Below are 14,032 nucleotides of genomic sequence, written 5' to 3' on the forward strand. Positions count from 1 at the left end.
CGGCGGGGAGGGGCGCTGGGGACGGGGGTGGCGGGCGGATGTCGCGCCCGCCGGATGCCGTACGGGTCAGCCGCGGAAGCGCGGGAACGCGGTGCGGCCCGCGTACACGGCGGCGTCGTCGAGGATCTCCTCGATGCGCATCAGCTGGTTGTACTTGGCGACGCGCTCGGAGCGGGCGGGGGCGCCGGTCTTGATCTGGCCGCAGTTGGTGGCGACGGCGAGGTCGGCGATGGTGACGTCCTCGGTCTCGCCCGAGCGGTGCGACATCATGCACTTGAAGCCGTTGCGCTGGGCCAGCTCGACCGCGTCCAGCGTCTCGGTGAGGGAACCGATCTGGTTCACCTTCACCAGCAGCGCGTTGGCGGAGCCCGCGTCGATGCCGCGCTGGAGGCGCTCGGGGTTGGTGACGAACAGGTCGTCGCCGACGATCTGGACCTTGTGGCCGAGGGTCGCGGTCAGGGCCTGCCAGCCCTCCCAGTCCTCCTCGCTCAGCGGGTCCTCGATGGAGACGAGCGGGTAGGCGTCCACCAGCTCGGCGTAGTAGGCGGTCAGCTCCTCGGCCGTGTACGCCTTGCCCTCGAAGGTGTAGACGCCGTCGGAGAAGAACTCGGTGGCGGCCACGTCCAGGGCGAGCGCGATGTCCTGGCCCGGCGTGTAACCGGCCTTCTGGATGGCCTCGACGATGAGGTCGAGGGCCTCCCGGTTGGAGCTGAGGCTCGGCGCGAAGCCGCCCTCGTCGCCCAGGCCGGTGGCCAGGCCGCGCTCCTTCAGGACCTTCTTCAGCGTGTGGTACGTCTCGGCGCCCCAGCGGACGGCCTCGGAGAACGACTCGGCGCCGATCGGGGCGATCATGAACTCCTGGATGTCCACGTTGGAGTCGGCGTGGGCACCGCCGTTCAGGATGTTCATCATCGGCACCGGCAGCTGGTGCGCGTTGGGGCCGCCGAGGTAGCGGAAGAGCGGCAGGTCGCGGGACTCGGACGCGGCGTGCGCGACGGCGAGGGAGACACCCAGGATGGCGTTGGCGCCGAGCGAGGACTTGTCGGCGGTGGCGTCGAGGTCGAACATCGCCTGGTCGATGAGGCGTTGTTCCGTGGCGTCGTAGCCGACCAGCTCGGGGCCGATCTGCTCGATGACGGCGAGGACGGCCTTCTCCACGCCCTTGCCGAGGTAACGGCTCTGGTCGCCGTCGCGCAGTTCGAGCGCCTCGAAGGCGCCGGTGGAGGCGCCGGAGGGCACCGCGGCGCGGCCGGTGCTGCCGTCGTCGAGGCCGACCTCGACCTCGACCGTGGGATTGCCGCGCGAGTCGAGGATCTCGCGGGCGACGACGACGTCGATGGACGGCACGGGGGTCTCCTTCTGTCACAGGGCCTGATCACAGGGACTGGGTACAGGGGCATCTTCGCGCCCAGCCACCTGAGCCTAACCGGCCCCGGCGCCGCCACCGCCCCCCAGCTCGCCCGAATCGGCTGAACATCGGACGAACTCGCAGCTCAGCAGTGGTACCAGCTTTTTGTTTATCCGGTGAAGAAAACCCGGTGCGCGGGGCCTCGCGGCCACCGCGCACCGGGTCAGGTGCCGTCCCGGGCCGCCAGGGGCCCGGGGGTGCTCACAGGACGAACTGCTGACCGGGGAAGATCAGGTTCGGGTCGTCGCCGATCACGGCCTGGTTGTCGGCGTAGATCTGACGCCAGGTCGTGTCGTGGGCGGCGGCGATGGCGGACAGGTTGTCGCCCGGCACGACCGTGTAGTCGCCGCCGGTCGGCGCCTGCGGCGCCTCCTCGACGGGCTGCGCGGCGGGCTCCTCCACCGGGGCCGACTGCTCCACCGGGGCGGACTGCTCCACGGGCGCGGGCTCCTCGACCGGGGCAGGCTGCTCGGCGGGGGCGGCCTCGGGGGCCGGGTCGCCGGTGTTCAGGTCGGGGGACTCGCCGCCCGCGCTCAGCCCGGCCTGGGGGCCGCAGACGGGCCAGGCGCCGGGGCCCTGCATGGCGAGCAGGTTCTCGGCGGTGGCTATCTGCTGCTCCTTGGTGGCCTGGTCGGCGCTGGAGGCGTACTGGGTGCCGCCCGCGGCGGCCCAGCTGGACGAGGAGAACTGGAGGCCGCCGTAGTAGCCGTTGCCGGTGTTGATCGACCAGTCCCCGCCCGACTCGCACTGGGCGACGGCGTCCCAGGTGTCCACCGAGGCGGCGTTGGCGCCGGTGGCGCCGATGAGCGGGACGGCGATGGCGGCGCCGGTGACACCGGCCGCGGCGGCGAACCGCGTGGGCCTGGACGGACGGCGGTGACGGCCCTTGCTGGAGGAGAAGCGCATGACGTTCCTTCTCACCGACGCCTGCGAGGTGAGCTGTCGGGTTCGGGCCAGGTGAGTGCCCGGTCCCCGGTGCCTCGCGGCCCCTGGGACTTCACCCCGAGCCGCTCCGTACGGTGTGGCTACGGCGCGGCGTCCGTGCCCCGGCCTCGACGGCCGCCGGGTCACGGGTCTGGGTCCCCCGCTCCTGCCCGCGGTGGTGCGGTGGTGGTCCCCCGGGCCGGGGCAGGATTCGGCGTGGTCGGTCCGGGCACCCGGTGATGAACCGGGCGCAGGACACTAAACACACGCGGAGCGACTGTTCAAGAAGGGTGAAGATCGTCCCTGATCACCCAAGATCGCCGCAATGCCGCGCGAGGGCGGTGAAAGTGCCGAATCCTCGCAGGTCATCCGGCAATCGGACAGGACGGACGAGCGGGACGGACCGGGACGTCGGGGAGATGAGGGTCACACCCGTGCCCCCTGGGGAGCACGGGGCGGCGGCGCGGCGGCGTTCAGGCCGCGGCGAACCCCAAGTACGGCCGACGGCACGGGGAGATGGCGGCGGTATCCGCCGTCATGTCCGTTTTGCGGGCGCGGAGGGAGGCGGCGCCCCGCGGCGCGCGGCGGCCGGACGCGTACGTCGGGACGACGGACTCCTCGGCGCCGCCGATCTCCTCCTCGGCCTGCGCCTCCTCCGCCTCCTCGGCCCAGTCCACGTCGTCGCCGTAGTCCTCGCGGTAGTCGGGCCACAGGCCCCGCCCGGCGCCCGCCGGCCCGGCTGTCGTCACCCCGGCACCGCCGTCACGGACCTGCCACGGACGACGCTGACGACCAGTCCCCGAGCGCATTTTGTTGGGCCTCCCTGTACGAACCTGTACGAACACTGTTGCGGCTGAGGGGAACCTAGCCCTCCCCACCACTCGATCACAAGCCGATCCCACCGAGATCACGCACGGATCACACTATTGACGCGAGGTCACCCGTTCCGGTGTGAACTCCACCGGAAGAGAGCGCAGTCCACGCATGATCAGCCCCCCACGCCAGCGCAGCCCCGACCAGTCGCCTGCGGGCCGCAGGCCGGGCAGCCTCGTGAGCAGGATCTCCAGCGCGGTGCGGGCCTCCAGGCGTGCCAGCGGGGCGCCGAGGCAGTAGTGGATGCCGTGCCCGTAGCCCAGATGCGGGTTGTCCGCGCGGCCGAGGTCGAGGCGGTCGGGGTCGGCGAAGCGCGCCGGGTCGCGGTCGGCGGCGGCGAGGACGACGAGCACGGGGTCGCCGCGGCCGACCCGTTGCCCGCCGAGCGTCAGCGGCTCGGCGGCGAACCGCCAGGTGGCCATCTCGACCGGCCCGTCGTAGCGCAGCAGTTCCTCCACGGCCCGCGCGGCACGGGCGCCGCCGTCGGCCGCGTCCGCCGCGAACAGGCCGCGCATGCGCTCCAGTTGCTCCGGCGCGCGCAGCAGCGTGTGCAGTCCGTTGCCGATGAGGTTGACGGTGGTCTCGAAACCGGCGAACAGCAGGATGAAGGCCATGGCCGCGGCCTCGTCCTCCGTCAACTGCTCGCCGTCGTCCGAGGCGCGGATGAGGCCGGAGATCAGGTCGTCGCCGAGGTCGGCGCGTTTGCGGTGGATCAGTTCGGTGAGGTACGCGCGCATCCGTCGCACCGCCCGGCCGACGCCGCCGCGCCGTCCGGTGGTGTGCAGCATCATCCCGGCCCAGTCGCGGAAGTCGTCGTGGTCCTCGGGCGGGACGCCCAGCAGGTCGCAGATGGCGAGGATGGGCAGCGGGAAGGCGAAGGCGTCGATCAGGTCGGCGCTGCCCCGCGCCGCGAACCCGTCGATCAGCCGGTGGGTCAGCTCCCGCACCCGTGGCTCGAACGCGGCGACGCGGCGGGGCGTGAACGCCGTGGAGACCAGCCGCCGCAGCCGCGTGTGGTCGGGCGGGTCGATGTTGAGCAGGTGGGTCATGACCCCGGCGCCGCGCTCGCCCGGGATGCCGACGAGGCCCCGCGCGTGGGCCTGCGCGTCGTGCGCGCCCGGGTTCTTGCTGAGCCGGGGATCGGCCAGCGCGCGGCGGGCGTCGGCGTAGCGCGTGACGAGCCACGCCTCGACGCCGCTCGGCAGGGTCGCCCGGTGCACGGGCGCGTGCTCGCGCAGCCAGGCGTACGCCGGGTAAGGGTCGGTCGCGAAGCCGGGGCCGAACGGCGCGGGCGCGTCCCCGCCCGCCGGGCAGCGTCCCTCGTCAGGCACCCGAGGGCTCCCGCCGGTCGGGGATCACCGCCGAGACGCGGAAGCCGCCGCCGTCCGTCGGCCCGGAGACGAAGCCGCCGCCGAGGGCCATGACGCGCTCGCGCATGCCGACAAGACCGTTGCCGCCGCTCGGCAGCCGCGCGCCGGGCACCGCGCCGCCCGCCGGGGCGTCGTTCTGCACCAGGACGGCCACCTCGCCCTCCCGGTGCGCGAGCCGGACGCGGGCGACGGCGCCCGCCGCGTGCTTGTGCACGTTGGTGAGCGCCTCCTGCACGACGCGGTAGGCCGTGGACTCGACCGGCTCCGCGTAGCCGCGCGGCTCGCCCTCGACGGCGAGGTCCACGGCCATGCCCGCCGCGCGCGACTGGTCGATGAGCGCGCCGAGCCCGTCGAGCGCGGGCCCCGCGGGGTCGTGGCGCGGTGGCGCCGACGCGGCCGTGGAGCCGACCGGCGGCGGGAAGGGGGCGGCGGGCGCGGGAGCGGCGAGCGGCACCTTGTCGGCCGCGCGCAGGACGCCGAGCATCGTGCGCAGTTCGGTGAGCGCCTGGCGTCCCATGTCGCCTATGAGGGTGGCGTTGCGCGCGGCCTGCTCCGGGTCCTTGGGCGCGACCGCCGCGACGGCCGCGGCGTGCACGACCATGAGGCTGACCCGGTGCGCGACGACGTCGTGCATCTCGCGGGCGATGCGCCGCCGCTCCTCGCCGCGGGCCCACTCGGCGCGCTCCTCGGCGCGCTCGGCGAGCAGGGCCAGCTCCCGTTCCAGCCCGCCCGCGCGGTCCCGCAGGGACTCGACGAGCCGCCGCCTGGCCCGTACGTACATGCCCAGCAGCACGGGCGGCGCGACGAGGACGACGGCGAAGATGCCCGCGACCAGCGGGCGGAACCAGGCGGGCATCGGCTGCGCTTCGAGCCCCGGGTCGCGCTCCAGCAGGAGGTGGGTCACGAGGAAGGAGCCGACCGCCTCCGTCGCGGCGAGCGCGCCGACGAGGCGGCGGGACGCCTCCGAGGTGGCCAGGGTGTAGAGGCCGACGACGGCGAGCACGTCGCCCATCGTCGTCGGCAGGATCGCGAGGGCGACCAGGATGACGGTGAGGGGCCGCTTGCGGCGGACGACCACCGTGCTCCCCGCCAGGACGCCGAGCAGGACGATCAGCGCGGGCGGCAGTCCCGTCCGTTCGGCGAAGCCGAGGCCCTGCGCGACGCATTCGGCGGCCGAGACGACCGCGAGCCCTATGTCGAGCGCCGCGCTGCGCCGCCGCGTCCACCACCACAGCCGGTACCCCCCACCGGCCGGGGCTTCCTCCCCCGAAGTGTTCATGCCGACCAGCCTACGGGCGGTCGTGGCGGGTTCAGGGGAGGGTGGGCGGGGATACGGCGGGCCCGGGGAACCGTCGCGTCGAGGGGCGGCGGGCTGGCATAGTGTGGGGTGTCCGGCGGAGGGTGGGCAGTTCGGCCCGCTCCGTCAGGGCCTGCCATCCCCTGTGGTGTAATCGGCAGCACTGCGATTTTTGGTGTCGTAAGTCCAGGTTCGAATCCTGGCGGGGGAGCCTCAGCGGCCGAGGTGCCGCAGGCAGAGCTGCTCGTCCGCCCGCAGCTGGAGCACGAGTGGGTCGTACGGGCCGCGTTCGGCCGTCAGGTCGTCGGCGAGGCGCTGGATCTCCGGCAGGGCGAGGTCGTACTGCGCCGTGTCCAGGAGCGTCGCGGCGTACTGCTTGCGCAGGGTCCGCACGACGGGTGACGTCTCCCCGAAGCGGAGCACGGCGACCGGCAGCGTGCGCCGCAGCAGAGCGGCGACCTCGGGGTAGCGGCCCTGGGCCAGCAGCTGCTTGATCTCCCCCAGGCTCGCCGCGAGGTCGGGTTCCGGCGCGCGCGAGGGCGGCCAGGGGTCGAGGGGGCGGAGCAGCGGGCGCGTCGGGTCGAGCGGGGTGTCGGCGACGGTGGCGGCGCCCGTGCGGGAGACGAGGGCGGCGAGCGGCGCGAAGAGTCCCGCGGCGCTCTGCGGGCGGGCGGCGGGGTCCTTGGCGAGCAGCCGGTGGATCAGGTCGGCGAGGCCCGCGGGGAGGTCGGGGCGCAGGCCCGCGAGGGGGGCGGGCTCCTCGTGCAGCTTCTTGTAGAGGAGTCCGGCCGCGCCTGGCGCGGTGAAGGGGACGCGGCCCGCGAGGAGTTCGTAGCCGATGGCGCCGAGGGCGTAGAGGTCGGCGGCGGGGCCGACCGGGCTGCCGCCGACGGCCTGCTCGGGCGCCATGTAGACGGGGGTGCCGAGGAGGGTGCCGGTCCTGGTGAGGCGCGCCTCGTCGGTCTCGTCGGTGACGGCGGCGATGCCCAGGTCGAGGACGGTGGTCCGTCCGTCGGGGCGGACCATGACGTTCCCCGGCTTGAGGTCGCGGTGCACGATGCCGACGGCGTGGACGGCGGCGAGCGCGGAGGCCAGTTGCGCGAGGACGGCGACGGCCCACTGCCAGGGGTAGGGGTCGTGTTCCGCGAGGTGGTCGGCGAGGTCGGAGCCCTCGACCAGCTGCATGACGAGGAAGAGTTCGGCGCCGTCCGCGCCCGCGTCGTGCACGACGACGAGGCCGGGGTGGTCCACGCGGGCGGTCGCGCGGCACTCGCGGAGGAAGCGGTGCCGCAGGCTCTCCGGGTCGCCCGAGCCCGAGGCGGCGGCGAGGCGGTCGGCGTGCAGGAGCTTGACGGCGACGCGGCGCCCGCCCAGGGCGGTGTCGCGCCCGGACCAGACCTCGCCCATGCCGCCCTTGCCGAGGGGTTCGGTCAGCTCGTAGCGGCCGACGAGGACGCGCGGGGCGGTCATCGGCCCTCCTCGCGGCGCAGGTACGCGTCGAGCTCGTCCAGTTCCGAGGCGACCTGGCGCATGCGGGGTGACGCGGGCGGCGGCGCGGACGCGTGCGGCTGCGGGGTGTGGGGCGGCGGGACGTGCGGCGGGGGCGGGGCGGCGTACGCGCCGGGGACGACGGGCGGCGGGTGGCCGTAGGGCGTGTAGGGCCCGGCGGGGCCGGGGTGGTGGGCGGCGTGGCCGCGGCGGGGCAGGTAGCCGGTGATGGCCGCGTGGCAGCAGGCACCGGCCATGAGGGCGATCACGTACCCCCCGGCGAACGCCGACAGGTCGGTCTCGGCGTCGGAGGGGATGTTCGCGAACATGATCGTCTCGATGACGGACAGCGTCACGTACAGGGCGACGAACCACCAGTCGGAGCGGCGCTTGCGCTGGGCAGCCACGTTGAGGAACGGCACCCAGGCGAGCAGCCCCAGCGACACCAGCGGGACGAGGGCGAGTACCCAGCGCAGGATCTCGGCCCGGACGTCCCGGCGGGGTGGTGGTATGGGCGGGCCGTACATCGCACCCCCGTCGGGTATCCGTTCGAGCGACGCGGCGTCGGGCGCCGCGGACCAGGATGATATCCGCCCACGCCCGGCGCCGTTCAGCCCGCGCCGTCCCCCGGGGGGAGGGTGCCTTCCGTCAGGCCGTCCACGGTGCCCTGCGCCAGGCGTCGGCCCAGTTCCGCGGCCTCGCCGAGGGCGGTCTCGAAGGCGGCCAGCTCGGCGAAGCGGCGGCCGTAGCGGCGCTGGAGGGCGAGGGGGAGTCTCGGGACCTTGAGGCGGCGCAGATCGACGCGTCCTGCGGCGGAGGCGTAGCTGCTGGCCTGTCTGGTGTTGGCGCTGCCGCGCAGGAATCCGGCGAGGAACCACGGGTCGAGGGCGGCGGGATCGGGGCGTAGGAGGCCGGTGTGGCGCTCAAGGGTGGCGCCCGCGTCGCTGTCGGCGACGACGCCGGGGGTGGTGGTGCCGTCGTGCAGCAGGGGGACCAGGACGTCGCCGGGGCGGGTGGGGGGTGGGTCGGTGGGGTGCAGTTCGAGGGCGCCGGCGCGGGCCAGTTCTCCGACGGTGACGGTCGGCCAGTGCGGGGCGCCTGCGGGAAGTTCGCCGCGCGGTTCGGGGACGGGCGCGAGGTCGAGCGTGCGGCGCAGCGTGTCCTGGAGGTCGCGCCGCACGCCCGTGAGGGCACCGGCGGCCGTGGTGTGGCCGGGTGGGGGCAGGTGGCGGGCGGGGGTGAGATCGACCTCGTCGTCCAGCAGGTCGATGACGGACAAGGCGCGGTGGATGCCCGGCAGTAAGGGCAGGTCGCCGTCGCGCCGGAAGGTGTCCCACGCGGTGAGGACGGTCTCGCGCAGCGCGGGCCAGTCCAGGCCGTCCCCGGCGCGGGTACCGGGGGTGCGTGAGGTGACGTTGCCCGTCTCGACGACCAGCAGGCGCGGTTCCGAGGCGGCGGGGGCCGCGGGGTCAGGCTTGCGCAGCACCCACAGGTGCAGGGGAAGGCTCTGGGGCGGCGCGGCGCCGGTGGGCAGGGCGATGACGGCGCGCAGCGTGCCGCGTCGGAGCAGGGCCGCGCGCAGACGGCGGCCGGTGCGGCGGGCGGCGACGGCGGGGGGCATCAGGACGACGGCGGTGCCGCCGGGGCGCAGGCGGGCCAGTGCGTGCTGGAGCCAGGCGAGTTCGGATTCGGCGCGGGCGGGGAGGCCGTACTCCCAGCGCGTGTCGTAGGACAGTTCGGCGTGGCCCCAGTGGCGTTCGTTGAACGGGGGGTGGCACAGGACGATGTCGGTGGTGAGCATGGGGAACGCGTCGGCGAGCAGGGTGTCGCCCGGGTGGACGTGGACGCTGTGGCTGCCGCGCAGGGCGAGGCGGAGCCCGCAGAGGCGGGTGAGGAGCGGGTCGGCGTCCTGGCCGTGGAGTTCGGGGGGTGGCGCGCCGTCGGCGGTGCGGGCGGCGGCGAGGAGGGTTCCCGGGCCGCAGGCGGGGTCGTAGACGGAGTCGGCGGGGCCTGCGAGGGCGGCCATGAGCGCGGCGACGTCGGGCGGGGTGAGCGTCAGCTGGCGTGCGGCGGCGTCGAGATGGCGGCCGAGCAGGAACTCGAAGGTCTCGGCCGGGCTCGTCGTGGCGGCCAGCGCCGCAGTGGCGTCGGCCTGTTCGCCGCCGCCCTCGGGGGCGCGGTCGCCGTGCTGGAGGAGCTGGTCGCCGAGGCGGGCGACGGTCTCGGCGACGCCGTCGTGGCCCGACTCGACGAGCTGCCAGAGGCGTTCGCGCAGCGGCACGTCGGCGAGCTTGCCGTGGGCGCGGAGCCAGCGTTCCACCTCGGGCAGGGCGAACGTCGGGCTGGTCTCCGTGCCGCCCACGGGCCGCGGGAAGTGGTCGTGGCGGCGGCGCCAGTTGCTGACGGCCGCCCGTCCGACACCGGCCAGCCGGGCGATACCGGCCGCGGTGACCTCGGAGTTGTGCCCCGGCACGTGACTGCCTCCTGTCGGCTGCGGTGGGACGACCTTACCCACAGTCCGGGGGTTTTCGATACACAGCGGCGCGAAGGAGGTTCGTCAGCTTGCCTGTTGACTCGATTCACAGGAGGTGTTCTCATTGACCCCGCCGACCCAGGGGGGCCGGTGGTGACGAGGGAGGGAACCTGACGTGGTCAGGACGAGGAAGCGCATGACGGCCGTGGCCGCGATCGCCGTGGCGGCACTCACGATGGGCGGCGCGCTGACCGCCTGCTCCGGCGAGGACGACGGCGGTTCGGGGGCGGAGACGACGGAGTCGGCGTCGGGCGGCGCCGAGGACACGGAAGCCGACGCGGAGCAGACCGAGGACACGGCCGAGGAGCCCCCGGCCGAGGAGGAGCCGCCCGCGGACGAGCCGCCCGCGGAGGACGACGCGGCGGGCGCGGGGACGCACGCGGCGGACGAGGGCGTACCGTTCGACGGCGACGTGACCATCACCGTCTCGGCGCCCGAGCCGTACACGCCGGACGAGTACGCCTACGGCCACACCGAGGGCAACACGGCCTACGCCGTGACCGTCACGGTGGAGAACGGCGGCGCGGAGGCGTACGACACGGACATGCTGTACGTCACCGCCCGCGCCGGTGACGACGGTGTCGAGGCCGAGGAGATCTTCGATGAGACCATGGGTTCGGGCTTCGGCGGGGCGCTCCCGCCCGGTCAGACGGCCACCGGGCAGCTCGCCTTCGACGCGCCCGCCGACGCGGCGACGCTGAACGTGCTGGTCGAGGACCTGGACGACTTCGAGAGCAACGGCGAGACCTGGACGCTCACCCTCTGAGCGGCCGGGCGCCGTGGCAGGGCCGTACCGGCGGACGCCGGGCGGGCGGGATCCCCGTGTCCCACCGCCCGGCGTCCGCCGTGCGCGCGGGCAGGCCCCGCACGCACGCCGCTCAGGCGGGCCTGTTGTCCTCGACGTGCACGACGCGCAACTCCCGCCCGTCCAGGTCGCGCAGGGAGCGGCCGTCGAGACCGACCGACAGGTCGGAGGGCCGCGCGGCGCCGCCCGGCTCCTCCGTCGGCGGCACGTAGGTGAGGACGTCCGGGTGATGGCCGACGACCACCCAGCCCCGCCCCTCGCCCAGACCTATGACCTCGAAGTCCCCCGACGGCGTGCCGACATGGACGGGACCGTACTCCCGCAGCACCTCGATGGCCTGCCGCGCCAGGTCGTCGCCCGGCTCCACCAGCACGACACAGGTGCCGTTCCCGAACAACGCCCACGACTTCTCCGGGGCGTCGAGGATCTCCCGCCAGACGCGGACGAGACCCTCCGTCCCCGCGACCGCCGCCCCGCCCGTACCGCTCACGTCACTCATGTCCCCCATCCTGGCGGACGGCACTGACAACGGGCCCTGACGTCCCGACCGTCCCGCGCGTGACGCCGAGTGCGGACAGGTCCTGCGGGCGCAGCCGCAACTGGTCGGCCGTGGCGGCGGCCTCCCCCGGCGCCCGCTTCAGGATGGCCGCCGCGCCCTCCGGGGCGATCACCGCGAAATAACTGTCCGGCACGGCCCAGGTGTTGCCCGGGGGGGCCAGGGCCAGCGCGCCGCCTGAGCCGCCCTCGCCGATCAAGAGCCCCGTGACCGGCACCGGCGAGGTCGCCACCGCCGCGAACACGTCGGCGACGGCCGGTCCCGTGCCCGCCCGTTCGTCCTCGGCTCCGGCCGCCGCCCCCGGCGTGTCGATCAGCGTCAGCACCGGCACCCCGAGCCGCCCCGCGAGCCGGACGAGGCGGGCGGCCGTGCGGTAACCGGCCGGGGTGGTCCGCGTGCCGGACTGGGCGGCGTAGGCGATCGTGCGGCCCGCGCGGCGTCCGAAGCCGCACAGCATGCCGGGGTCCACGCCGCCGCAGCGGTCGCCGCTGACGGGCTCGCGCGTCTCGAAGTACGCGTCCAGGTACGCGTCCGCGCGCGGACGGCCCGCCGCGCGGGCGCGGCACACGGCCTCCCAGCCGCCCTCGGGCAGCCCGCCCTCCACCGGCCCCGCGCCGGGCGGCTCGGCGGGGGCGAGCGGATGCGGCGGCGCCAGCAGGGCGACGTACCGGGCCAGCAGCGCGGGGAGTCCGCCGGGCGCCGCGACGGCGTCCACGTGCCCCGCCGCGTACTGGGCCTCCGCCGTGTACGCCGCCGGGTCGGCGCCCGGCGGCCGTACGCGTGAGCCCGCGAAGCCGATCTGCGCCCCCGCGACGGCGAGGACCACGTCGGCACCCGCGCCCAGCACGGCCCAGCCGCCGCCCGTCGTCGGGTCGCGGGCCACGGCGATCTGCGGCAGCCCGGCGGCCCGGGTGCGGGCCGATTCGGCGGTGAGGCGCTGGAGTTGCGTCAGGGCGCGCATGCCCTCCTGCATACGGCTGCCCCCGGTGGCGAGCAGCGAGACGAGCGGCAGGCGGCGCGCGCGTGCGGTGGCGTGCGCGGCGGCGAGCAGGTCGCCGGTGCGCTCCCCGAGCGAGCCGCCGAGGAAGCCGAACTCGAAGGAGACGAGGACGGCCTCGCGCCCGCCGATCCGCGCGGTGCCGCACACGACCGACTCGTGCTCGCCGGTGCGGCGGGTGGCGCGGGCGCGCGCCTCGTCGTAGCCGGTCCAGCCGATCGGGCCGTCGGCGGGGCCCGGCGGGGCGGGGGCGAGGGGCAGTTCGCGGAAGTCCTCCGCGACGGAGTCGGCGGCGGCGCGGGCGCTCGTCGCGTCGGGTCTGTCAGACATGGAGCGACCGCTTCAGCACCTTGCCCATGTCGTTGCGCGGCAGGGCGTTCAGGTAGTGGACGACGCGCGGGCGCTTGTGCGGCGCGAGCAGCGCGGCGACGTGCCCGGCGAGCGCGTCGGCGGGCGGCGGGGCGCCGGGGTCGGCGGGGACGATCCAGGCGACGATCCGCTCGCCGAGGTCGGGGTCGGGCTCGCCGGTGACGGCGGCCTCGCGGACCGCCGGGTGGTCGAGCAGGGCGTTCTCGATCTCGCCCGCGCCGATCTTGTAGCCGCCGCTCTTGATCAGGTCGGTGGCGCGGCGGCCGATGAGGCGGACGCGGCCCGCGCCGTCGCGCGTGGCCATGTCGCCCGTGCGGAACCAGCCGCCGGGCGCGAACGCGGCGGCGGTGGCGTCGGGGCGGTTCAGGTAGCCGGTGAAGAGGTTCGGGCCGCGCACCTGGACCTCGCCGACCGACTCGGGGTCGCCCGGCGGCAGTTCGGCCCCCGCGTCGTCCACGAGGCGCAGCTCGACCCCGGCCAGCGGCGTGCCGACCGTGCCGGGGGGCGCGGCGTCGTCGCCCGGGCGGACGGAGGTGTTCATCAGCGTCTCGGTCATGCCGTAGCGCTCGATGACGGGGCGGCCCGTGGCGCGGGTGATGCGGTCGCGGTCGGGCGCGGGGAGGGCGGCGGAGCCGGAGACGAGCAGGCGGGCGCCCGCGAGCGCGCGGACGAGCCCGGCGTCGCCGTCCAGCGCCTCGGCGATGCGGTGGTACATGGTCGGCACGCCGAACAGCATCGTCCCGCCGCCCGCCAGCGCGGCCCCGGCCGCCTCGGGCGAGAAGCGGCCGAGGTGGTGGAACGCCGCGCCGAGCCGCAGCGGGCCGAGGACGCCGAGGATCAGCCCGTGCACGTGGAAGAGGGGCAGGGCGTGCACGAGGACGTCGCGCCCGGTCCAGTCCCAGGCGTCGGCGAGGGCGTCGAGGTCGGCGCGGATCGCGCGGCGCGGGAGGACCGCTCCCTTGGGCGGCCCGGTGGTTCCGGAGGTGTACACGATCAACGCCGGGGCCTCGTCGGGCGGTTCGGGGGGCGGGGGGCCGGACGCGCGGGCGGCGAGGTCGATGTCCAGGCGCGCGAGGGCGGCTGCGGGCGCGGGCAGTTCCTCGCCAGGGGCGGCGAGGAGGACGGCGGGGGCGCTGTCGCCGAGGACGTGGGCCAGCTCGGCCGCGCCGGACCGCGGGTTGAGCGGCACGGCGGGCGCTCCTGCCAGCAGCGCGGCGGTGACCGCGACCACCGTCTCCGGCGTCGGCGTGGCCCATACGGCGACGGGGCGGCCGGGGACGAGACCGGCGGCCAGGGCGCGGGCGGCGGTGGCGAGCGCGGCATGGGTGAGCGTCAGCCGGCCGAAGCGGGCGGCCGGGCTGTCCGGTGGGACGGCGGCGCTGAGGGTGGGCAGCAGCGGGGACACGGTCGTT

Annotated in this window: 12 protein-coding genes, 1 tRNA gene and 1 riboswitch; of the genes, 2 read left to right on the forward strand and 11 right to left on the reverse strand. The window is 75.4% G+C overall.

The features are described from left to right. Positions 1–66: 66 nt before the first annotated feature. From eno to IF27_RS27050, 5 genes are all read right to left on the reverse strand, one after another. On the reverse strand, positions 67–1,347 hold the full coding sequence (eno, locus tag IF27_RS27030; RefSeq protein ID WP_052852467.1) for a phosphopyruvate hydratase: 1,281 nt from the start codon (positions 1,345–1,347) through the stop codon (positions 67–69). 262 nt (positions 1,348–1,609) lie between these two features. After that, positions 1,610–2,314 (reverse strand): transglycosylase family protein, encoded by a 705-nt coding sequence (locus IF27_RS27035; RefSeq protein ID WP_052852468.1) that lies wholly within the window; start codon positions 2,312–2,314, stop codon positions 1,610–1,612. A 3-nt stretch (positions 2,315–2,317) separates the two neighbouring features. Continuing rightward, a riboswitch (cyclic di-AMP (ydaO/yuaA leader) is annotated at positions 2,318–2,451 on the reverse strand. Positions 2,452–2,805: 354 nt separating this feature from the next. Next, on the reverse strand, positions 2,806–3,081 hold the full coding sequence (locus IF27_RS27040; RefSeq protein ID WP_052852469.1) for a hypothetical protein: 276 nt from the start codon (positions 3,079–3,081) through the stop codon (positions 2,806–2,808). Between the two features lie 174 nt (positions 3,082–3,255). Further along, complete coding sequence (locus IF27_RS27045) at positions 3,256–4,536, reverse strand: cytochrome P450 family protein (protein ID WP_052852470.1); 1,281 nt, start codon at positions 4,534–4,536, stop codon at positions 3,256–3,258. Further along, on the reverse strand, positions 4,529–5,854 hold the full coding sequence (locus IF27_RS27050) for a sensor histidine kinase (RefSeq protein ID WP_052852471.1): 1,326 nt from the start codon (positions 5,852–5,854) through the stop codon (positions 4,529–4,531). The genes IF27_RS27045 and IF27_RS27050 overlap by 8 nt, the downstream gene beginning before the upstream one ends. 157 nt (positions 5,855–6,011) lie before the next feature. On the opposite strand from IF27_RS27050, the gene IF27_RS27055 reads away from it, so the two are divergent. Continuing rightward, positions 6,012–6,083 (forward strand) — tRNA-Gln (locus IF27_RS27055). A 2-nt stretch (positions 6,084–6,085) separates the two neighbouring features. Here the strand turns inward: IF27_RS27055 and IF27_RS27060 are convergent. The 3 genes from IF27_RS27060 to IF27_RS27070 form a co-directional block, all read right to left on the reverse strand. After that, the gene (locus IF27_RS27060; RefSeq protein ID WP_052852472.1) at positions 6,086–7,342 is read right to left on the reverse strand and encodes a serine/threonine-protein kinase; all 1,257 of its coding nucleotides are present in this window, start codon (positions 7,340–7,342) and stop codon (positions 6,086–6,088) included. Further along, the gene (locus IF27_RS27065) at positions 7,339–7,887 is read right to left on the reverse strand and encodes a hypothetical protein (protein WP_052852473.1); all 549 of its coding nucleotides are present in this window, start codon (positions 7,885–7,887) and stop codon (positions 7,339–7,341) included. The genes IF27_RS27060 and IF27_RS27065 overlap by 4 nt, the downstream gene beginning before the upstream one ends. A gap of 83 nt (positions 7,888–7,970) precedes the next feature. After that, positions 7,971–9,833, reverse strand: a complete 1,863-nt coding sequence (locus tag IF27_RS27070) for an N-6 DNA methylase (RefSeq protein ID WP_052852474.1) — start codon at positions 9,831–9,833, stop codon at positions 7,971–7,973. Positions 9,834–10,029: 196 nt separating this feature from the next. Between IF27_RS27070 and IF27_RS27075 the strand changes: the two genes are divergently transcribed. Beyond that, positions 10,030–10,659: a DUF4352 domain-containing protein gene (locus tag IF27_RS27075; protein WP_052852475.1), complete on the forward strand. Its 630-nt coding sequence runs from the start codon at positions 10,030–10,032 to the stop codon at positions 10,657–10,659. Positions 10,660–10,771: 112 nt separating this feature from the next. On the opposite strand, the gene IF27_RS27080 is transcribed toward IF27_RS27075, so the two are convergent. From IF27_RS27080 to IF27_RS27090, 3 genes are read right to left on the reverse strand one after another with little or no spacing between them, the layout of a single operon-like run. Then, positions 10,772–11,197: a hypothetical protein gene (locus IF27_RS27080; protein WP_052852476.1), complete on the reverse strand. Its 426-nt coding sequence runs from the start codon at positions 11,195–11,197 to the stop codon at positions 10,772–10,774. After that, on the reverse strand, positions 11,190–12,581 hold the full coding sequence (locus IF27_RS27085) for a carboxyl transferase domain-containing protein (protein WP_052852477.1): 1,392 nt from the start codon (positions 12,579–12,581) through the stop codon (positions 11,190–11,192). The genes IF27_RS27080 and IF27_RS27085 overlap by 8 nt, the downstream gene beginning before the upstream one ends. Then, positions 12,574–14,025: an AMP-binding protein gene (locus IF27_RS27090; protein ID WP_052852478.1), complete on the reverse strand. Its 1,452-nt coding sequence runs from the start codon at positions 14,023–14,025 to the stop codon at positions 12,574–12,576. Before IF27_RS27090 ends, IF27_RS27085 begins: the two co-directional genes overlap by 8 nt. Positions 14,026–14,032 lie beyond the last annotated feature (7 nt).

The organism is Streptomyces avicenniae, from assembly GCF_000719135.1.
GTDB lineage: Bacteria > Actinomycetota > Actinomycetes > Streptomycetales > Streptomycetaceae > Streptomyces > Streptomyces avicenniae.